The organism is Aquisalibacillus elongatus (assembly GCF_003843875.1).
In the GTDB taxonomy this organism is placed as follows: Bacteria; Bacillota; Bacilli; order Bacillales; family Alkalibacillaceae; genus Aquisalibacillus; species Aquisalibacillus elongatus.
This window is the reverse complement of sequence record NZ_RKRF01000013.1, coordinates 54,220-74,337: the sequence shown is the minus strand read 5'-3', so window position 1 is coordinate 74,337 and position 20,118 is coordinate 54,220. Positions and strand designations below refer to the sequence as shown.

Below are 20,118 nucleotides of genomic sequence, written 5' to 3'. Positions count from 1 at the left end.
TTGACACTTCTTGTCTATACCGATATAATACGTGTTGTAGCAAGTTGTAATTATTCTGAAAAGTTAAAAAATACACATACCAATTACAACTTGTCATATACTTTTTATAATAATAAATATATGGGGAGGAATAGCTATGGAACGCGAACAATGGGCCTCCAAACTCGGGTTTATACTCGCAGCAGTGGGTTCAGCAGTTGGACTAGGTAACGTTTGGAGATTTTCTACTCTCGCGGGTGAAAGTGGAGGTGCTGCATTCTTAATTATTTATGTAGCCTGTATTCTATTAGTTGGTTTACCTGTACTAATGGCCGAATTTTCAGTAGGTCGTAGAGGGCAATCTGATGCCATTCAGTCCTACTACAACATTGAATCAGGGAGTAAGTGGAGTTTTGGTGGTTTCTTAGGAGTTTTATCAGCATTTTTAATTCTATCATTCTACGGTGTTATCGCAGGTTGGATTACGTATTTCTTATATGCCTATCTAACTGGCACGGCACAAGGTGTTGAAGCTGGAGGATATGGAGACTTCTTCGGAGGTTTTATTGGAGGAGTAGCTGGACCATTATTCTGGCAATTCTTATTTATGGCGATCGTTATTGGCATTGTGTACTTCGGTATAAAAAGAGGGATCGAAGTTGCGAATAAACTGTTTATGCCTCTATTAGCAATTATATTAATCGTATTAGCTATTTACAGTTTAACATTAGATGGTGCTGGAGAAGCGATGAATTTCTTATTTGCACCTGATTGGTCAGCATTTACGAATGCAGATGTTTACACAGGAGCTATCGGTCAGGCATTCTTCACATTATCTCTTGGTATGGGTGCCATGATCACATATGCTAGTTACTTAGGAAAAGAGGAGAAGTTATCGTCTGCGGCAGGTACGATTGTAACGCTTGATACATTATTCGCGATTATTGTCGGTGTTGTTATTTTCCCAATCGTATTTACGTTTGGTATTGACCCTGCATCAGGCCCGACACTATTATTTATTTCACTACCAGAAGTGTTTAATATGCTTGGTGGAGCAGGTACAGTTGTTGCGATTTTCTTCTTCTTCTTAGTTGCGGTAGCGGCACTAACTTCCGCAATCTCGCTATTAGAAGTTAACGTGGCATACTTTATGAGAAAAATGAACTGGAGTCGTAAACAGGCAACTTTAATTGCTGGTATTGTGATCACAGCAGTTGGTATTCCTTCTGCGCTATCGCAAGGTGGACCAGTGACAATGACTTTCTTCGGAAATTCATTCTTAGATTCCATTGATATTTTAACAGCTGAGTACACTTTACTACTTGGTGGTCTGGTCACATCCCTATTTGTTGGTTGGGGATGGAAGAAGATGGACGCACTTAAAGAAAGTGGCTTTGGTGAATCAATATTCGGTGTATTATGGATTTGGTTTATCAGAGTTGTAGCTCCTGTAGCTATATTTGTATTACTTGCGATTAACTTCTATAAAGATTTTTTATAATCTAGTGAATAAACAGTCTACCTTTAGGTAGGCTGTTTTTTATGTGTTTGCGCAAATTTAATTTAAGAAAAATTTTAAAAAACTGTTGCAAAATTTGAATAAGTGACATAAACTGTTTTATAACAGAATATAAAAATAATAATTGTTTTGTAACAGAAGGGGTGAGTTGAGTGAAAACATATTGCCCAGAGTGTGGAAAGCCAGTCGAAGAGCATGTGGCACTGTTAGAATGTGATCATTGTCTTTCTAAAAAGGAAGATTAATTTTTTGTTCAAGTTGTTATATAACAATAATAAAATTATTTAATTGTTTTAAAACAGAGGAGGCAAAAAGGGTGACGAGAATTGAAGTAAGAGGTTCATTACTTGATGAAACGATTTTAAGTGAAGCGGCGTTGAATTTTTTAGCTGATCTGCACAACAAATTTAACTCAAGACGAAAAGAGTTGCTTGATGATCGAAAAAGAAGACAGTTGGAGTTACAAGAAGGTGGCGAACTTAATTTTTTAAGCGAAACAGAAGATATTCGTAATGGAGATTGGACGATTGAGCCTTTGCCAGATGACTTATTAGATCGGAGGGTTGAAATCACAGGTCCAGTTGATCGGAAGATGATTATTAACGCCCTTAATTCAGGTGCGCAGACGTTTATGGCTGATTTCGAGGATGCTACATCGCCAACGTGGGAAAACGTCATTAACGGTCAACGAAATTTATACGATGCGATTCGTCATCAGATTGATTTCGTTGGTGAAAATGGTAAGTCTTATACGTTGAATGAAGATCACGCTGTGTTAATTGTAAGGCCAAGGGGATGGCATTTGGATGAAGCACACTTGCTAATCGATGGAGAGCCATTATCTGCGAGTTTAGTCGATTTTGGGCTTTACCTTTTCCACAATGCGAAGGCGTTAATGGAACGAGGAAAGGGTCCTTATTTTTACTTACCGAAGCTTGAAAATCATCTAGAAGCAAGGCTTTGGAATGACGTCTTTCAATTTGCGCAAGAAGAGCTAGGAATTCCACAAGGGACGATCAAAGCAACAGTATTAATCGAGACAATCACAGCCGCGTTTGAGATGGATGAAATTTTGTATGAGTTAAGAAAGCATTCGGCTGGCTTAAATTGTGGCCGTTGGGATTATATATTTAGTTTTATTAAAAACTTCCATCACAAGCTAGATTTTATATTGCCTGACCGAGCGACGGTGACGATGGAAACACCATTCATGCGAGCTTATTCACTATTAGCAATTCAAACGTGTCACAAGCGACAGGCGCCTGCTATTGGGGGAATGGCAGCACAAATTCCAGTTAAAGATGATCCGGTTGCAAACGAAGAAGCTTTCGAAAAAGTACGGAAAGATAAGCAGCGGGAAGTGAATGATGGGCATGACGGCACGTGGGTTGCTCATCCTGGAATGGTTCAATTAGTGAAGGATGTTTTTGAAAACGGTTTTTCTGGAACGAATCAGATAGAACGTCAGCTAGATGTAGAAATTACCCAAGAGGACCTGTTGGAAGTACCAAAAGGGAAGATTACGAGAGACGGCATTAAAACAAATGTTGAAGTAGGCATTCAGTACATTGCGGCTTGGCTGAACGGAAGAGGTGCAGCGCCGCTCAACCATTTAATGGAGGATGCGGCAACGGCGGAAATTTCAAGAGCACAGCTGTGGCAATGGATTCATCATCCGAATGGTAGGTTAGAAGATGGAACTGATATTAATCTCACATTAGTTGAGGAGTTTGTCACGCAGGATTTAATAGATAAATATCCAAAAGCAACAGAACTATTTATAGATTTGATCAGTCAGGAGCATTTTGAGGAATTTTTAACGATCCCGGCTTATGACTATTTAGTTGAAGGAGGAGTTGTAAAATGAACGTGAATCGAGTTGAAGAGATGAGAAACGATTGGAAAACGAATGAAAGGTGGAGTGGTATTGAGCGTCCTTATTCAGCCGAAGAGGTTGAGAGATTAAAAGGATCGGTTGATATTGAGTATACGTTAGCTAAGCGTGGTGCGGAGAAACTTTGGAATTTGCTGCACGAGGAAGACTTTGTGAATGCACTAGGCGCTTTAACGGGGAATCAGGCCGTGCAACAAGTCAAGGCAGGCTTAAAGGCTATTTATTTAAGTGGTTGGCAGGTTGCGGCGGATGCAAATCTATCAGGTCATATGTATCCAGACCAGAGCTTGTATCCAGCAAATAGTGTTCCAAGTGTTGTAAAGCGCATTAATCAAGCATTACAGCGAGCAGACCAAATTCACCATGCGGAAGGTGACGATTCTGTTGATTGGTTCGCACCGATTGTTGCAGATGCCGAGGCTGGTTTTGGCGGACAGTTAAACGTTTTTGAACTGATGAAAGGCATGATTGAATCAGGCGCATCTGCGGTTCATTTTGAAGATCAACTCGCTTCTGAGAAAAAATGCGGACATTTAGGCGGGAAAGTCCTTTTACCAACTCAAACAGCCGTTAGAAATTTAATCTCAGCTCGTCTGGCTGCTGATGTGATGGGAACACCGACACTGATTGTTGCACGAACGGATGCGAATGCAGCTGATTTGATTACAAGTGACTTGGATCCATACGACGAGCTATTTATAACAGGCGAGCGCACGCAAGAAGGTTTTTACAGAACAAAAGCAGGGCTTGATCAAGCCATTTCGCGCGGGCTAGCTTACGCCCCTTACGCAGATTTAATTTGGTGTGAAACGTCGACGCCTGACTTGGATGAGGCAAGACGCTTTGCAGAAGCGATCCATGCAGAATATCCTGGTAAACTATTAGCCTATAACTGCTCACCATCGTTTAATTGGAAGAAAAAATTATCAGATGAAGAGATTGAATCATTTCAGGAAGAGTTAGGCCGCATGGGGTATAAGTTCCAATTCGTAACTCTAGCAGGCTTCCATGCATTGAATCACAGCATGTTCGAACTGGCTAGCGATTATCGCAATCACGGCATGGCAGCTTATTCGAAATTACAACAGGCCGAATTCGCAAATGAGGCGAACGGTTATACGGCAACGCGCCACCAGCGTGAGGTAGGAACGGGATATTTTGATGAAGTCGCACAAGTCATATCAGGAGGCACATCGTCTACTGTTGCGCTTGCTGGATCAACAGAGTCTGAACAGTTTTAAAACGGCAAACCTGCGGATAAATTCACCAAACCTGCAGGTAAATCGAAAAAACATGCGGGTAAACTCAAAAAACTTGCAGGTAAACTCACAATACCTGCGTGTAACATGAAAAAACATGCTGATAAGCAGTCAAAACCTGCGGATAAAATTAAGGTCCTAAGCTCTCGAGCTTAGGACCTTGTTCTATTAAATGGCCTTATCTAATGTTAGTGTGACCGTTTGTTCTTCACCATTACGGTAAAACGTTAATTCTACTTCGTCATTTATCTTAACTTGGTTATAGAGGTACGTTTTTAGGTCGATGGTGTTTTTGATTTCATGGTCGTTGATCTTCGTAATGACATCATATTGTTGAAGACCTGCTTCGGCTGCTGGAGAGCCGTCTTGAACTTGAGCGACGACTAAACCTTCGCTAACATCAGATGGTAGCTGGATGTTTTGGTTATAAGGTTGTGGAACCTGATTAATTCCGACTGCGCTGATGCCGACTAACGGTCGTTTTACTTCGCCGTGCTCTTCAATTTCTTGAATGACTTTTTGCGCTTGATCAATCGGAATGGCAAAACCCATACCTTCTACACGTTGCTGAGCGATTTTCATAGAGTTAATGCCGATAACTTCGCCTTTTTCATTTACTAATGCGCCGCCGCTGTTACCAGGGTTAATCGCTGCGTCTGTTTGAATAACATCTGTTACCCAATCCGGTTGACGGTCACCATTCGTATCGACACTTAACGAACGATTTTTACCACTAATGATCCCTTTTGTAATTGAGTTGGAAAATTCCAGACCTAGTGGGTTTCCAATAGCGACAACCGTATCGCCAACTATCGTATCTTCTGAGCTACCTAGTTTAGCAACGTTGCTCACCTTATTACCGTCAATTTTCAATACCGCTAAGTCGGTTAGTTGATCTTTACCAACAATCTCAGCGTCAACACGTTCGTCCTGATTCAATGCCACTTCGACTTGTTCAGCACCATCAATGACGTGTTGGTTGGTCACGACATAAGCATCGCCGGCGTCTTTTTTGTAAATAATTCCTGAGCCGGTTCCAGTTTCAGAGCCTTGGTCAAAGATGTTCTGTTGCTGGATATTGACCACGCCAACAATCGATTTAGCTAATTCATTTAAGTCTGTAGAAATATTCTCTGAGTCAAAAACGTTGTCCGATATTTCGGCTTGTTCCTGACTTTCTTCGTCAGGCTGCTCCGAATTCTCTGATTCATTGGCACTCGTTAATATATTCGTAGATAGTAAAAAGGCAGTCATAATGGTCGCAACAGCACCACCTACGATACCAGCCATAAATAGTTTGCCGATTCCTTTTGATTCACTAGATTTATGTGTGTCTTGATGAGTCGTTTCTTGCTGTTCTAGTTTTTGTTCTTCGTCCATAAATGGATCACCTCACCAATTAGATTTTTCAATTATTATTATGGGACACTTTTGTGGCATTCATTTAAGAAAAATGTATAAAAAGTGTGTAATTTTAGCTTTTCAAATGGGTATTTAATAAAATAGATGATAGAGTTGATTCAGGAGGTGGCTGTTTTGACAAGCATCGCTGTTGTAGAAGATGATCCAAATATTCAACGCATTGTATCAGCTTATTTAGAAAAATCCGGATACGAAGTGAACGTGCTAGATGATGCGGAGCAAGGAATGAATTTGTGGAAAACAAACCCACCAGATATGTGGATTTTAGATATTATGCTTCCAGGAATGGATGGTTATGATTTTTGTAAAAAAATTCGTGAAAAAAGTGACGTTCCCATCATCATCATCTCAGCCAAAGACGAAGAAGTGGATAAAATTCTTGGACTAGAATTAGGCGGTGATGATTATTTAACGAAACCGTTTAGTCCAGGCGAACTCGTCGCAAGAGTGAAGCGGTTGTTTAAACGTGTTCAACCGACAAGCCAATCAAATGAGGCAGAAATCCAAGTATTAGACCTAATGATTTACCCTGATGAGCGACGCGTTTTTTGGAAAGGTCAAGAGGTTGAACTGACGACAAAAGAATTTGGTATGACGTTACTCTTTGCGAAGCATCCGAACCGAGCGTTTTCACGTGAGGAATTACTCCAACGTGTTTGGGGTGATGATTACGTCGGCAGTGATCGAGCAGTTGATGATTTAGTCAAACGGTTGAGGAAAAAATTCACGGATATTCCGCTTGAGACCGTGTGGGGATACGGCTATCGTTTTAAAGTAGAAGAGGGGTCCACATGAAATTACGGACGCAATTAAATATCGCTTTTTCAGGACTTTTAGTTGTCATTTTAGCCTTAACGGGAATCGTCATTTATTCATTAATTTTAGATATGTTAATTGAAAAAGAAGAAGTGGAGTTAAGGCAAAAAGGCGAGATTTTAATCGATATTTTAAATAACGAGTATGGGACGGATCGGTCGATTAGTGAATTTCAGGACTTTTTAATGTCTCAAGAAGGCGATTTAATTTTGTATCATACGCGTGAGGATACTGTGTTGTTTTCTACGATGTCAGCATCACACACCCAACAGTTTTATCAAGAGGATTATTTCAATAACTACTCAGAAAACCTTTGGGAAGGGTCAAATCAAAAATACGTTACATCCCGCATAGCAAGGCAGCCAAACAGCACGGGCGTAGAGCTTATTTTATTGACACCTTTGACCGATTTACAAGAAGTGCAAAGTAGTTTTCTGAATCGGTTATTACTTGTTTTTGTCATCGGCGGGGTGATGGCGATCGCGATGAGTTACTTTTTAACGAACCGTCTAGTCAAGCCGCTTACCCTGTTAAAACATGAGTTGAAAAAAGTCGAAAAGCGCGAGTTTAATTCTTTAAAACGGGTTGAGACAACGGGTGAGATTAAAGAAGTGGAACAAAGCCTGTTTGATATGGCTGATGAACTACAGCGCTACATGGAATCGCAACAAACCTTTTTCCAAAACGCTAGTCATGAGTTGAAAACACCTCTCATGACGATACAAGGCTATGCTGAAGGTATTAAGGAAGGCGTGTTTACGGGTGAAGAACGCGACCGAGGCCTTGAAACGATGGTCGAGGAAATTAATAGGTTGAAAAAAATTATTAATGAGATGATCTGGCTTGCAAAATTAGAAAGCCAGCAAGATACGTTTGAAAGAAAAAGTATCCAATTATCTCACTTACTGACTAAAGTCTACGACCGAATGATTCCGTTAGCGGAACAGAACGAGATTCAGCTAAATCTAAATACAGACGACGATTTTATGATTTACTCTGATGAGGAAAAACTGTTGCAGGCGCACTTAAACATTGTCGTCAACGCCATACGACATGCTCAGTCCGAGGTCAGAATTAGCATTCATAACGAGACAATTGTTGTTGAAGATGATGGTGATGGAGTTCCAGAAGACATTGTCCCGTATCTTTTTAACCGATTCGTTAAAGGAAAAGGCGGAGAAACAGGTCTTGGCCTTGCGATTGCCAGAACGATTGTAGATGAGTCAAACGGTACCATTGAAGTACAACAATCGTCCTTAGGCGGAGCGAAATTTATAGTTCGGTTTTAAAAATAGCGCATAAAGTGCCTCAAAACACCGCATAAATTTGAGAAAAGGTAACGTTCGACAAAATTTGATACGCATAAATTCGAAAAAGTAGCGCATAAATCCAAAGATATAGCGCATAAATGTAAAAAGGGGTCCCATTGTGGCCACTGTCTAATCTAAAATTATTATCCGATTAAAAATAGCGCATAAAGTGTCTCAAAACACCGCATAAATTCGAAAAAAGGTAACATTCGACAAAATTTGATACGCATAAATTCAAGAAGGTAGCGCATAAATCGAAAAACATGGCGCATAAATGTAAAAGGGAGTACCGTTGTGGTCACTCATTGATCAAAATTCGTCCGATATAAAAATAGCGCATAAACGGGTTGATAAGGGCGCATAAATTTGAGAAAAGGTAACGTTCGACAAGGTTTGATACGCATAAATTCGAAGAAACACCGCATAAATCTAAAACCATAGCACACAAAAGCGAGTAGAACCCCTTTCTACTCGCTTTTATATACATTCGCTTTATAGTAATTTTCAACTAATGTAAAAATAGCCACTAGTTCGTACAACACAATGAGCTTAGCAGGGAAGGCGGTCGGATAGTCTTTTTGCTCACTACGCAATTTATCGTTGTCCTCCCAATAAAAATCAATTAAGTCTTTTAATTTCTGACGGTGTTTTGATAAATCGAATTTCGTATGTTGTTTCATCGCGTGGGCGAGTTCGCCTACAGCTTCTAAAATTTTCATTCGTTCTTTTTCGCTTAATGACAACTCCGTAAGTGGCGTGTTTAAAATATTATCTAAATGATAAATCATGAGTTTAATTCGGATCAGTTGTTCTTGAGCATGTTTGAATTCCTGCTGTTCAGAAACTGTAAGAGGATGATATTGCGTTTCGTCTTTTTGAAATTGAACTAATGACTCAATTTGACGGACTTCTCGGTCAAGCTGATCCAATCGTGTTTGACATCTAGTTTTTTGCGTACTATTTAAAATATATTGATGAAAAACTTGTTCAACTGCTTCGCCTGTTTTTTGCGTAATTGAAAGGAGTTTTTTAGAAATATCCTTCGTGTAATCAGGTGGTAGAACAAACATGTTAACGAGCGTTGATACAATGAGTCCGATTGTCGTCGTACCTAAACGAATAAAGAACGACATGATGACATTAGTGTGAATCACTTCAACCATGGCAACAGCCGTTAATGTCGCTACTAAAAGTCCTGAATAAAGTTTTAGTCTATAAGTTGTGACAATCGTAAACACTGCCGCCAATGCATAAGTAATTGGTGAGTGTCCGAATAACGATATAAACAAAACCGCAAAAAACGATCCAATCGCGGACGCTGGGAAACGTACAATGCCTTTTTTAATCGATTGTGAGACACTGGGTTCGATTGTGACAATTGCGGTAATCACGGCAAAAACAGGAGGCCAACCTAACATATCACAGATCCATGCGGTTAAAAATATGGCTACTCCTGTTTTAATAACACGACTTCCGGCTATTTTCTTCACGGTTCTCCACTCCAAAATTAGTCTAATACTATTTTTTCAATAATGAAGCGGATTTTCAAGTTTATCGTTGTCGTTCCCAACGTTTTAAATAAGGGTATGGGTCATATGCCCATTCGTTCTTCCCGTTATCTTTATACATACCATAGTGTAAATGCGGCGGGAATTTTCCGGACGTTCCCTCTGGCCCATAACCTGATGCTCCAACAGAACCAATCACATCTCCCGGCTCAACAATGGAACCTTCTTCAATACCATCCGCAAACGAATTTAAGTGAGCATAGTAATGATAAATACTATACATATCTCGAATGCCGATCCGCCAGCCGCCAAATCGGTTCCAGCCTTTAATTTCCACAACTCCGTAAGATGTGCTTCTTACAGGTGTTCCATAACCTGCAAAAATATCTGTCCCTTCATGTATGCGTCTGCCTCCATATCCGCGAGTATCTCCCCAAGTAGATCGGTAGCTATAATTATTCCATTTCGGAATAGGAAACGCTCGCTCACTTAAATCAACCGTCTGATAATGACTAAAAAGTTTTGCTATTTGTGTAATGATCGTAGTTGCTTTTTCTCGTTCGTAATAAGCAGTAATCGCCGATTCCATGCTGTTATTTTCGGCGATTTTTTGCTGTATCTCCATAGCAAACGTATATAAAACATCTTCATCATCTGTCGGATCTGCAATGCCATCACCATTCCCATCTTTACCTATTCCACCAAATAAGGTCACCAACTCCTCGCGTTCATTGTGACTTGGTCCTGGTGGTAAAACGCCGTACCATTTTTCAAAGGAAATTTGTATACCGGTTATACGATCATCATCGTTTGTTTTTCGAATGTTTCGTTCGTATTGATCCATTGCCGCTAAGTAATACCAGGGGACTTGTGTCAACGCTTCTGTTTTTTGATATAACGCTTGTCGTAAATCTGCTTCATTTATCTCTTTTGTTTCTTCTTTAGCCTGTGTGACTAGAGGCGAGGTCATGAAGAACATGAACACTAAAGAAAAAAAGATTATTCGTCTATGTAGACGTATCATGTTAAAATCTCCTTTAGGTAATGTCTGCTTGATTGTTATACTGTTCAGTTATTCAAAAAAAATGTACTCTTTGAATTAGGAAAATATGGTACACTAATAGGTATCAGAGGTGATTTAAATTGGAACTACTAGGCCAACAATACGAAATTATCATTGATCATAAAGAAGGCTTTCAAGAAGAAAACGTTGAAGAGCGCATGAGTGATATTTTACTTAAGTATGATTTTATAGTAGGCGATTGGGGATTTGGACAACTTCGCTTAAAAGGTTTTTATGATGACCAAAATCAAAAAGCGACTTTTGATACGAAAATTTCAACATTAGAAGATTACTTATATGAGTATTGCAACTTTGGTTGCGCGTACTTTGTCATGAAACGAATTGATGGATAAAAAAAGAATGACCCTAAGCGCAGGTCATTCTTTTTCGTCTTTAGCGATACCTTCCTCATTTGGAAAGTCTTTAGGAACATGAGCTCCAGGCGTCTGTCTTGGTAAATCAGCATGCAGTTCTTTATTTTCATAGTTAAAAGCTGAAAAATGACGCTTGGATTCTTTATTTGGATAAGGTTTTAAGGGTTCATCTGCGTTAAATGGATTGCCATAATTGCCTTCTGGGAATTCTTCAGGCACTTGATAATTATCTTGAACTTCAACAGGTGTGAAATCATCTTGTTGATCTTTAATTCTTCGATTTCTTCGCATCATAACGCCTCCTGTAACATTAGTTTGTACAGGAGGTTTAATCTTATTCTAAAACTTCTTTTAAGAATGCATAAATTTCTTCGGACTCATATTCATTGACATTAAACGCATGTGCCAAATACTCGCTGTCCTCAATTTTGTTCTTATGTATTTTCGTATACCTTGACCCCTGGTAATCAATCAGTACGACTTCGTTTTTTTCATTCAAACTTTCGCTCGTCATTAAAATTAAATCGTAACGTCTTGTCTCAGTCCTGACACAAACATAACGAAGTTCGGCTTGTTCTCTTTCGTCGGATAGAATTTCGAAATTCATTTTAGAACCTCCTAAGGGTTTTGTTGACCATATTTTAGCAGAATCAATCCCGTCTGTCATAAGATAACTGTTTATCCAATCGTCATGCAAAAAAATGTGATATGATTACTAATTGAGAACAAATTAAACGTGTATAGGAGTGTCGTTTTATGTATTTTGTAAATCGGGATCATATTGAAAACACTTTATTATATATGAGTGGTTTATTAGAAACATACGAGCAACAATCCAGTGCGACTTTTTTAGAAAAACTCGGTATTGAACGACTATCTCAGATGGTGATTGAGTCCATGGTCGATGTTGGGAATATGATGATCGATGGCTTTATTATGCGCGACCCAGGTAGTTATGAGGATATCATTGATATTTTAATCGATGAAAAAGTCATTCCTCAAGAAGATGAGCAAGCTTATAAAGACGTTATTGGGTTACGTAAAATGTTAGTCCGTGAGTATACAAATATTAACCACGAACAGATTGAAGCCATATTATCTAAGAATGTAAAAACATTAGAACAGTTTCGTCCTTATGTCTTAGACTATTTAGAGAAGGAAATGGGACCTGTTACAACTTTTACGAAGCGTGAGGAGTCATAAAGGTGAGGGATTATCAAGCATACTTAATTGATTTAGATGGCACAATGTATAAAGGTAAATCACCAATTCCGGAAGCGGCTAATTTTATTGAAGAACTGAAAAAACGTCAGATTCCTTTCCGATTTGTCACTAACAATTCATCTCGTACGCCTGAGGTAACGGTAGGGAAATTGAAAAAATTTGATATTGATGCTGAGGTTCACCAAGTGATGACGGCATCGCTTGCGACCGCACGATATTTAAAAGAACAACAAAATCATGTAAGAGCTTTTGTGATTGGTGAAGTAGGGTTGACTCAAGCGTTAGAAAATGAAGGAATTGAAATCGTAGAAGATGATCCTGATTATGTGGTAGTCGGAATTGACCGTAACAATTCATATCGCAAACTAAGGGATGCGTGCGTGTTAGTGCAAAACGGGGCTGGATTTGTTGCGACAAATCCAGATATTAAAGTTCCTACTGAAAAAGGGTTAGTACCTGGAAATGGTGCTTTTATTCAACTTATCGAAAATGTCACTGGAAAAAGGCCAGAAGTTGTCGGAAAACCTACTGGCCTTATGTTACAAGTTGCACTTGAAGAACTAGGTGTTGAGGCAAAAGATGCGATTATGGTCGGCGATAATTATTTGACTGACATCAAAGCAGGCATTAACGCAGGTATGGATACACTACATGTTCAAACGGGCGTGACGACTAAAGATGAGTTAGCCGGTTATGGTACCCAGCCAACTTACACTGTCGAAACCCTTTCAGAATGGTTTCATTAATCATCAATTGACCTCATGGCGTCATGTTGGCTGTGAGCCAATCTACTTGAAGCGGCTGCGGCAATCGCACCGACAATATCGTCTAAGAACGTGTGGCAGCCGTTTGATTTATCGTTTAAATATTGTAAAATACCGGGTTTAACTTTGTCGATATAGCCATAGTTCGTAAAACCAATGGAACCATAAACGTTTACAATGGATAAAGCGATGATTTCATCAATGCCATATAAACCTTCATCTTGATCAACAATTTGTTGAAGGGGCTCATCTAAATGATTTTTCTCGGCTAACTTATCAATTTGAATGCCTGTAAGAATAGCGTTTTGAACTTCGCGTTTTTGTAGAACTTTTTTAACATTATCTAGACATTCTTCTTTTGATAATTCGTCGTGATAATCTTTTTGTAGATAGTATACTAATTCAGCAATTTCTTCTAGAGGCACTTTGCGTTCTTCTAATGCTTCTAATGCTTTTTCTTCTAAATAACTCATACTAGATCACCTATCTTTTAGTTTTCTTTATTTTATATCATTCACTCAAATATATAAAGGAGGATATGGTTTAATGCCAAAAATCTTTATCACTCGTCAATTACCGGAAAACGTTATTTCTAAACTTAAGAATCAATTTGAAGTGGATATGTGGCCTTATGAAGAAAAACCTGTTGAAAGAGACGAGCTATTAAAACAAGCGGAAGAGGCGGATGCATTATTGACCATGCTGACTGACTCAATTGATGAAGAAGTTTTTCGAAAAGCTAAAAATTTAAAAGTTGTGGCGAATTTAGCTGTTGGGTATGACAATATCGATATTGAAACAGCTAAAGAATATGGAGTGACCGTTACAAACACGCCAGACGTCTTAAATGAAACAACTGCTGACTTAACGTTTGCTTTATTGTTAGCAACTGCGAGACGAATTCCTGAGGCAGTGAAATATATCAAACAAGATGAGTGGAAGACGTGGTCGCCATTATTATTGGCAGGCTCTGATGTTCATCACAAAACATTAGGTATTGTCGGCATGGGAAGCATTGGACAAGCTGTAGCGAAGCGTGCAACGGGTTTTAATATGAATATTATATATCATAATCGTTCTAGAAAAGAAGAAGCGGAACAGAAACTGGGTGCCACGTATGGTTCATTTGATGAGTTATTAGCGAAATCTGACTTTGTCGTCTGTATGACACCGCTAACGGATGAGACGAAGGACATGTTTGACCGAGAAGCTTTTGAAAAAATGAAAGACTCGGCGATTTTTGTTAACTCATCAAGAGGTGGGGTCGTAAACGAAGAAGATCTTTATGATGCACTTAAGAACGAACATATTAAAGCAGCAGGACTTGATGTATTTAAAGGTGAGCCGATTAAGAGTGATCATGCTTTGTTAGAGTTGGACAATGTCGTTGCACTACCGCATATTGGCTCTTCTAGTGTGGAGACGAGAATGAAAATGATTGAGCTAGCTATTCAAAACGTTGAAAACGTACTAGTTGGTGAAAAACCAGTAACACCAATTGGATAAAAAAAGGAACAATGCGATTCGCATTGTTCCTTTACACATAGGCTTATTAGAAGATTTGTTCTACTTCTTGTACTCCTGGTACTTCTGCGCGTAATGCGCGTTCAATACCTGCTTTTAATGTAATAGCTGAACTTGGACAATTACCGCATGCACCTTTTAATCGTAAAAGTACAATTCCTTCGTCGTCGACATCGACTAATTCAACGTCGCCTCCGTCACGAAGTAAAAAAGGGCGTAGTTTGCCAATGACTTCCTGTACTTGTTCAAACATCGTTCATCTTCCCCTTTCTTAATCATATTATATCACGAAATCGATATTTTTCTAACCGTTTGATTAAAATTATTGAGAATCATTATCATTGTAACTTTATTTTATTCTCGTGTAAAATGTAAGTAACTAGAGATTGATTAAATAGGAGGGGGATTGATTTATGGGGAAAGATATTGAATTAGTCGTCTATGGTGCCGAAGTGCTTTGCCCGAGTTGTGTAAATTTACCGAGTTCAAAAGAACAGTATGAGTGGCTTCAAGCTGCAATAGGGCGAAAGTTTGGCGAAGATGTTGTGACATATAAATATATTGATATATTCAATCCACCAGAGGATGATCAACATAAAAAATTTGCTGAGCGGGTCGTTGAAGAAGATATGTTTTACCCGGTCGTTTTAATCGACGAAGAAATCGTAGGAGAAGGGAATCCAAAGTTAAAGACGGTTTATAAAGCCTTGCAGGAAAGAGGTTTAGAGCCGCAGTTATAAACGGGTTCGAGTCGAAACAGGTTAAGGAGTGTCAAACATGAACCCTTTAGTAGAATTTTGTATAAATAATTTAATGAGTGGTTCTCAAGAAGTTTTTGAACAACTTGAGAAAGACCCTGATATAGATGTTGTGGAATTAGGGTGTACAAGCAATTGCGCCCTATGTGCGATGACGTTATTTGCGGTTGTGGAGGGTGATCTTGTGATGGGAGAGACACCGGAGCAATTGCTAGATAATATTTATAAACAACTAGAAGAAAATCCAATTGTTTAGGGAGCAGGGCGAATGAAAATACCATTTACGAAAATGCATGGTCTGGGGAATAGCTATATTTATGTTGATGGGTTTCAAACTCAGATAAACGAAAGCGATTTACCGTTATTGGCTCAGTCGGTATCTAATGTTAACACAGGGATTGGATCTGATGGACTGATTTTAATGCTTCCGTCTGATGTAGCTGATGTTAGAATGAGAATTTTTAATAAAGACGGTTCTGAAGCCATGAACTGCGGCAATGGGATTCGTTGCGTGGCGAAACTAGCTTATGACTTAGGTTATGTGACAAAAGAGCAGTTTGAAATTGAAGCTAAATCAGGTGTGGTTACGGCTGAGGTTGAGGTAGAAGAGGGCGTCGTTAACAACGTGACAGTCGATATGGGCAAACCAGAGCTTAAACGTGGCAACATCCCAATGGTAACGTTAACCGGAGATGATGAGGACCATGTCATTTCAGACCCTTTTTTAGTCGGAGAAGAGGACCTTTACGCAACAGCCGTCTCGATGGGAAATCCGCACGTCGTTTTTTATGTAGATGATATTTCAGAAGCGCCAATTGATTCAGTTGGGCCTGCTGTAACAACTGATCATCGTTTTCCTGAAGGCGTTAATGTGGAATTTGTTGAAGTTTTGAATGAACGAGAAATAAATTTCCGCGTTTGGGAGCGCGGCTCAGGAATCACACAAGCTTGTGGCACTGGCGCATGTGCAGCGGTTGTCTCATCTGTTTTGAATGAGCATTCTAGGCGTAACGAAGAAGTTATTGTTCATTTGGACGGTGGCGATTTATCGATTACGTGGCAAGATGACGGGCATGTCCTTATGAAAGGCCCTGCTGTTACAGTCGCAGAAGGTGAGTTCTTTCTAGACTAGATATTTGATGCTAAAGGCAATGGTTTGTATAATGATTTTAAGGAGGTATGTCGTATGGCAATCGAATTAACGGAGCAAGCTCAATACCAAATTAACGAAATGCGCAAACAAGAGTCTAAAGAAGAAGTCTATCTTCGTTTTGGTGTAAAAGGTGGAGGCTGCAGTGGTCTCTCATATAAATTAGGTTTTGATTATGAGGTTAAGGAAACAGACGAATTACATGAAGATTTTGATGTTCCAGTCGTCATAGCACAAATGGATCGTCCAATTATTGAAGGAACAACGATTGACTTTAAACAAAACATGATGGGCGGCGGTTTCACGATTGAGAACCCGAACGCCATCGTATCTTGTGGTTGTGGCTCATCATTCAAAGCAAAAGATCGAGAAGGTACACCAGAGAATTGTTAACGCTTGGGTTTCCAAGCGTTTTTTTTATGACTTTTTTTAAACCTGCGGGTAAATTCCAAAAACATGCTGATAAATTTCGAAAACCTGTGGGTAAATTAGAAAAACCTGCAGGTAAACCGAAAAAACTTGCCGATACGAACCAATAAAAAAATCCGTACTATGTTTAATCACAGTACGAATTTGTTCTAAAAGATTATTTGTCCTCAAAAATCTTCATCGATGTTGAGTGCTTCGGTTGTACTTTAGAGTTTGGATCAATTCGAACTTTTGCATTGTTAACGGCTGTTGGACCTTCGCCAAAGCCTGAAGCAATAAGCTTAACTTTACCAGGATACGTACAAATGTCGCCAGCAGCATAAACGCCCTCAACATTTGTCTCCATCTTAGAATTAACGACAATGCTATTTTTCTCTATGTCTAAGCCCCAATCTTTAATCGGACCGAGAGATGAGATGAAGCCGTAGTTCACGACGACATCATCTACGTCAACTTCCACCGTTTCTTCAGCTTTTGTCTTTTGTAAGACGACTTTATTAATACGATCGTCACCATGTAATTCAAGAGGAACATAAGGTGTTAAAATTTCAACTGATGAATTTTTTAACTGCTCAACACTATGTTCGTGGGCGCGGAATTGGTCGCGACGGTGAGCGATTGTCACTTTTTTAGCGATTGGTTCTAACATTAACGACCAGTCAACAGCTGAATCTCCACCACCTAAAACAAGCACATGCTTATCGCGGAAAGCTTCAAGGTCTTTAATGTAGTAATGAAGATTTGTGCTTTCATATTTTTCAGCACCATCTACTTTAATTTTACGAGGTTCAAAAGCCCCGTTACCTGCTGTGATAATTAAAGTTTTTGTATAAAAAGTTTCTTTATCTGTAGTCAGTTTTAATAAATTCTCATCGACACGTTCAACCTTTTGCACGGCCTGATCTAAAGTAACTTCAGGATTAAAGGGTTTAACTTGTTCCCAAAGATTATCGACTAATTCTTGACCACTGATCTTTGGAAAACCAGCTACGTCAAAAATGTATTTTTCAGGATACAAAGCTGATAATTGACCACCGATATGAGGAAGGCTTTCAATGATCTGGACATCTGCCTGGCGCAGACCACCATAAAACGCAGTGAAAAGCCCGACTGGACCGGCGCCAATGATCGTTATATCTCTAACATGATCATTCATATATATTCCTCCACCTTTTTATGAATTCATTTTCGCACCAATGTACATTATAACATTATAGATGAGTTTATGTTAATTTTTTTCGCTCGTAAATTATCTGAAACATTTGAAAATATTGAGAGGGTTGAAAATGTATAAAAAAAGTTCTATGATTGACTTTAGGTAATGTATTACGAAATTATGACAATTTATATTCGAATCTGTGAAAAAAATCACAAAGTGCTTTGTGGTTCATTTTAATGTAAAAATTTTAAAAGATGGAAGGGATAACTATGAACAGACCAAACATTGTCATTTTGGGTGCAGGTTACGGTGGCATTATGACGGCAGTGAATCTTCAGAAAAAAATATCGCCAGAAGAAGCAAATATTACGCTTGTGAACAAGCATGACTACCATTATCAAACAACTTGGTTACATGAAAATGCTGCTGGCACATTGCATCATGACCGTACACGAATTTCTATTAAAGATGTTATTGACTTTAACAAAATTAAATTCATCCAAGACACAGTGGAATCCATTGATCCGGAAAAGAAAGTCGTCAAATTAGAAGACGGGGAACTTCAATACGATTATTTAGTGATTGGACTAGGTTTTGAGTCTGCAACATTCGGTATTGAAGGCTTAAAAGAACACGCTTTCTCAATCCAAAATATCAATAGCGCACGTTTAATCCGTGATCATATTGAATACAATTTTGCACAGTATAACATAGAAGAAGACGGTCAAGACCTAATCACGATCATCGTAGGTGGTGCAGGTTTTACAGGTATCGAATTCGTAGCAGAAGTGGCGAACCGTGTACCAGAGCTATGCCAAGAATACGATGTACCTCGTGAAAAAGTACGCATCATTAACGTTGAGGCTGGTCCAACAGCTTTAGCTGGATTTGACCCTGAATTAGTTGAGTATGCAATGAATCGACTAGAAGAAAAAGGCGTTGAATTCAAACTAGGCACGATGATCAAGAAGGTTAACGAAGAAGGCATCGTCGTTGAAAAAGACGAAGAGCAAGAAGAAATTAAATCTAAAAACGTTATTTGGGCAGCAGGTGTAACAGGTAATTCCATCGTTCAAGAATCAGGATTCGAAACAAACCGTGGTCGTGTACCGGTACGTGGCGATTTACGTACACCAGATTATGACGATGTATTTGTTGTAGGTGACTGTGCGGTTATCATGAACCCTGAAACAGAGCGCCCTTACCCGCCAACAGCTCAAATTGCTATTCAAATGGCGGATACAGTTGCTCATAACTTAAAGCAAATGTTAAGCGGCAGTGATGAGCTAGAAGGATTTGAACCTAATATTCAAGGAACCGTTGCATCACTTGGTCACACTGACGCAATAGGTGTCGTGTTTGATGATAAGAAACTGTTCGGCCGTTCAGCATCGGTTATGAAAAAAGCGATCGACAACCGTTATTTAATGAAACTCGGCGGTTTAGGTTTATTGCTTAAAAAAGGTAAACTAGATATGTATCACTAAATTGTAACGATTGAAAAGCAAAGGCATAGGTCTTTGCTTTTCTTTTATGTTAAAATATGAAACGGTAAATAATAGAGAATTAAAGGTAGGGGACAGCTTTGGGCTTTTTATTTGGCTTTGTCGTTGCATTATTATTTTTCGTGTTATTTTTTGGGATTGCCTTTATTATCAATATGCTCTTAAGAGCCACGTGGCTTTTGGCATTCATCTATCCCATCATTGTCATCCTAATTATTGATGACCTTTCATTCTGGAGATACTTCACTTCGCCAGGTAGCTCATTTTCAGCACTTGGTGATCGATTAGTAAACTTAGAGACATTTGATGTCATTGTCTTAATTTCAGGTCTGCTTGGAACACTTCTTGCAGGTTATGTCATTAAGTTACTGCGCAAAAAAGGTTATCAAATGTTTTAAGAAAATTCAGTTAAATGTATAAAAGCTTCTAAATTTGGTTACGCTTCATCACAAAGAGGTGTT

General features: G+C 39.1%; 23 protein-coding genes. 15 read left to right on the top strand and 8 right to left on the bottom strand.

The genetic code is table 11. The annotated features are described in order from the left end of the window. Positions 1-136 precede the first annotated feature (136 nt). The 3 genes from EDC24_RS13515 (at position 137) to aceA (ending at position 4,633) form a co-directional block, all read left to right on the top strand. The gene (locus tag EDC24_RS13515) at positions 137-1,480 is read left to right on the top strand and encodes a sodium-dependent transporter (RefSeq protein ID WP_124223512.1); all 1,344 of its coding nucleotides are present in this window, start codon (positions 137-139) and stop codon (positions 1,478-1,480) included. Between the two features lie 334 nt (positions 1,481-1,814). After that, positions 1,815-3,365, top strand: a complete 1,551-nt coding sequence (gene aceB, locus EDC24_RS13510) for a malate synthase A (protein WP_124223510.1) — start codon at positions 1,815-1,817, stop codon at positions 3,363-3,365. Further along, positions 3,362-4,633, top strand: a complete 1,272-nt coding sequence (gene aceA / locus EDC24_RS13505) for an isocitrate lyase (RefSeq protein WP_124223508.1) — start codon at positions 3,362-3,364, stop codon at positions 4,631-4,633. Before aceB ends, aceA begins: the two co-directional genes overlap by 4 nt. Positions 4,634-4,819: 186 nt before the next feature. On the opposite strand, the gene EDC24_RS13500 is transcribed toward aceA, so the two are convergent. Next, positions 4,820-6,031 (bottom strand): S1C family serine protease, encoded by a 1,212-nt coding sequence (locus EDC24_RS13500; RefSeq protein ID WP_245998183.1) that lies wholly within the window; start codon positions 6,029-6,031, stop codon positions 4,820-4,822. A 126-nt stretch (positions 6,032-6,157) separates the two neighbouring features. Between EDC24_RS13500 and EDC24_RS13495 the strand changes: the two genes are divergently transcribed. Together EDC24_RS13495 and EDC24_RS13490 are read left to right on the top strand one after the other, a co-directional pair. Then, complete coding sequence (locus EDC24_RS13495; protein WP_124223506.1) at positions 6,158-6,868, top strand: response regulator transcription factor; 711 nt, start codon at positions 6,158-6,160, stop codon at positions 6,866-6,868. Then, positions 6,865-8,178 (top strand): sensor histidine kinase, encoded by a 1,314-nt coding sequence (locus EDC24_RS13490; protein ID WP_124223505.1) that lies wholly within the window; start codon positions 6,865-6,867, stop codon positions 8,176-8,178. The genes EDC24_RS13495 and EDC24_RS13490 overlap by 4 nt, the downstream gene beginning before the upstream one ends. Before the next feature lie 488 nt (positions 8,179-8,666). Here EDC24_RS13490 and EDC24_RS13485 read toward each other — a convergent pair whose 3' ends face one another. Together EDC24_RS13485 and EDC24_RS13480 are read right to left on the bottom strand one after the other, a co-directional pair. Further along, entirely contained in the window at positions 8,667-9,689 is a 1,023-nt protein-coding gene (locus tag EDC24_RS13485; RefSeq protein WP_124223503.1) for an aromatic acid exporter family protein, read from the bottom strand. A gap of 61 nt (positions 9,690-9,750) precedes the next feature. After that, entirely contained in the window at positions 9,751-10,731 is a 981-nt protein-coding gene (locus EDC24_RS13480; protein ID WP_245998182.1) for a M23 family metallopeptidase, read from the bottom strand. A 119-nt stretch (positions 10,732-10,850) separates the two neighbouring features. Between EDC24_RS13480 and EDC24_RS13475 the strand changes: the two genes are divergently transcribed. Continuing rightward, positions 10,851-11,123 carry a YutD family protein gene (locus tag EDC24_RS13475; protein WP_124223501.1) on the top strand — a complete coding sequence of 91 codons (273 nt, stop codon included), beginning with the start codon at positions 10,851-10,853 and terminating at the stop codon, positions 11,121-11,123. Positions 11,124-11,147: 24 nt separating this feature from the next. On the opposite strand, the gene EDC24_RS13470 is transcribed toward EDC24_RS13475, so the two are convergent. Together EDC24_RS13470 and EDC24_RS13465 are read right to left on the bottom strand one after the other, a co-directional pair. Beyond that, positions 11,148-11,435 carry a cytosolic protein gene (locus EDC24_RS13470; RefSeq protein ID WP_124223499.1) on the bottom strand — a complete coding sequence of 96 codons (288 nt, stop codon included), beginning with the start codon at positions 11,433-11,435 and terminating at the stop codon, positions 11,148-11,150. A 43-nt stretch (positions 11,436-11,478) separates the two neighbouring features. Continuing rightward, a complete protein-coding gene (locus tag EDC24_RS13465) occupies positions 11,479-11,751 on the bottom strand; it encodes an SAV0927 family protein (RefSeq protein ID WP_170158597.1) in 273 nt (90 codons plus the stop codon). Positions 11,752-11,900: 149 nt separating this feature from the next. Between EDC24_RS13465 and hepT the strand changes: the two genes are divergently transcribed. Both hepT and EDC24_RS13455 read left to right on the top strand, forming a co-directional pair. Beyond that, positions 11,901-12,347, top strand: a complete 447-nt coding sequence (gene hepT, locus EDC24_RS13460) for a type VII toxin-antitoxin system HepT family RNase toxin (RefSeq protein WP_124223495.1) — start codon at positions 11,901-11,903, stop codon at positions 12,345-12,347. Between the two features lie 2 nt (positions 12,348-12,349). After that, positions 12,350-13,114 carry a TIGR01457 family HAD-type hydrolase gene (locus EDC24_RS13455; RefSeq protein WP_245998180.1) on the top strand — a complete coding sequence of 255 codons (765 nt, stop codon included), beginning with the start codon at positions 12,350-12,352 and terminating at the stop codon, positions 13,112-13,114. On the opposite strand, the gene EDC24_RS13450 is transcribed toward EDC24_RS13455, so the two are convergent. Next, positions 13,111-13,605 carry a phosphatidylglycerophosphatase A family protein gene (locus tag EDC24_RS13450; protein WP_124223493.1) on the bottom strand — a complete coding sequence of 165 codons (495 nt, stop codon included), beginning with the start codon at positions 13,603-13,605 and terminating at the stop codon, positions 13,111-13,113. The genes EDC24_RS13455 and EDC24_RS13450 overlap by 4 nt on opposite strands. Positions 13,606-13,678: 73 nt before the next feature. Between EDC24_RS13450 and EDC24_RS13445 the strand changes: the two genes are divergently transcribed. Beyond that, positions 13,679-14,638, top strand: coding sequence for a 2-hydroxyacid dehydrogenase (locus EDC24_RS13445; RefSeq protein ID WP_124223492.1), 960 nt, complete (start codon positions 13,679-13,681; stop codon positions 14,636-14,638). A 46-nt stretch (positions 14,639-14,684) separates the two neighbouring features. Here EDC24_RS13445 and EDC24_RS13440 read toward each other — a convergent pair whose 3' ends face one another. Continuing rightward, the gene (locus EDC24_RS13440) at positions 14,685-14,909 is read right to left on the bottom strand and encodes a NifU family protein (protein ID WP_124223490.1); all 225 of its coding nucleotides are present in this window, start codon (positions 14,907-14,909) and stop codon (positions 14,685-14,687) included. A 160-nt stretch (positions 14,910-15,069) separates the two neighbouring features. On the opposite strand from EDC24_RS13440, the gene EDC24_RS13435 reads away from it, so the two are divergent. Genes EDC24_RS13435 through EDC24_RS13420 form a run of 4 tightly spaced genes read left to right on the top strand, consistent with a single transcriptional unit; the run spans position 15,070 to position 16,957 of the window. Then, a complete protein-coding gene (locus EDC24_RS13435) occupies positions 15,070-15,396 on the top strand; it encodes a YuzD family protein (protein WP_124223488.1) in 327 nt (108 codons plus the stop codon). Positions 15,397-15,433: 37 nt separating this feature from the next. After that, positions 15,434-15,670, top strand: coding sequence for a YuzB family protein (locus tag EDC24_RS13430; RefSeq protein WP_124223486.1), 237 nt, complete (start codon positions 15,434-15,436; stop codon positions 15,668-15,670). 12 nt (positions 15,671-15,682) lie between these two features. Continuing rightward, complete coding sequence (gene dapF, locus EDC24_RS13425) at positions 15,683-16,546, top strand: diaminopimelate epimerase (protein ID WP_124223484.1); 864 nt, start codon at positions 15,683-15,685, stop codon at positions 16,544-16,546. Between the two features lie 54 nt (positions 16,547-16,600). After that, the gene (locus EDC24_RS13420; protein WP_124223482.1) at positions 16,601-16,957 is read left to right on the top strand and encodes a HesB/IscA family protein; all 357 of its coding nucleotides are present in this window, start codon (positions 16,601-16,603) and stop codon (positions 16,955-16,957) included. 193 nt (positions 16,958-17,150) lie between these two features. Here the strand turns inward: EDC24_RS13420 and EDC24_RS13415 are convergent, their stop codons facing one another. Further along, the gene (locus EDC24_RS13415; protein ID WP_124223481.1) at positions 17,151-18,149 is read right to left on the bottom strand and encodes an NAD(P)/FAD-dependent oxidoreductase; all 999 of its coding nucleotides are present in this window, start codon (positions 18,147-18,149) and stop codon (positions 17,151-17,153) included. A 272-nt stretch (positions 18,150-18,421) separates the two neighbouring features. Here EDC24_RS13415 and EDC24_RS13410 point away from each other — a divergent pair, with 272 nt between their 5' ends. Together EDC24_RS13410 and EDC24_RS13405 are read left to right on the top strand one after the other, a co-directional pair. Further along, positions 18,422-19,639, top strand: a complete 1,218-nt coding sequence (locus EDC24_RS13410) for an NAD(P)/FAD-dependent oxidoreductase (protein WP_124223479.1) — start codon at positions 18,422-18,424, stop codon at positions 19,637-19,639. A 98-nt stretch (positions 19,640-19,737) separates the two neighbouring features. Further along, positions 19,738-20,055 carry a YuiB family protein gene (locus EDC24_RS13405; RefSeq protein ID WP_124223477.1) on the top strand — a complete coding sequence of 106 codons (318 nt, stop codon included), beginning with the start codon at positions 19,738-19,740 and terminating at the stop codon, positions 20,053-20,055. The last annotated feature ends 63 nt before the right edge of the window (positions 20,056-20,118 follow it).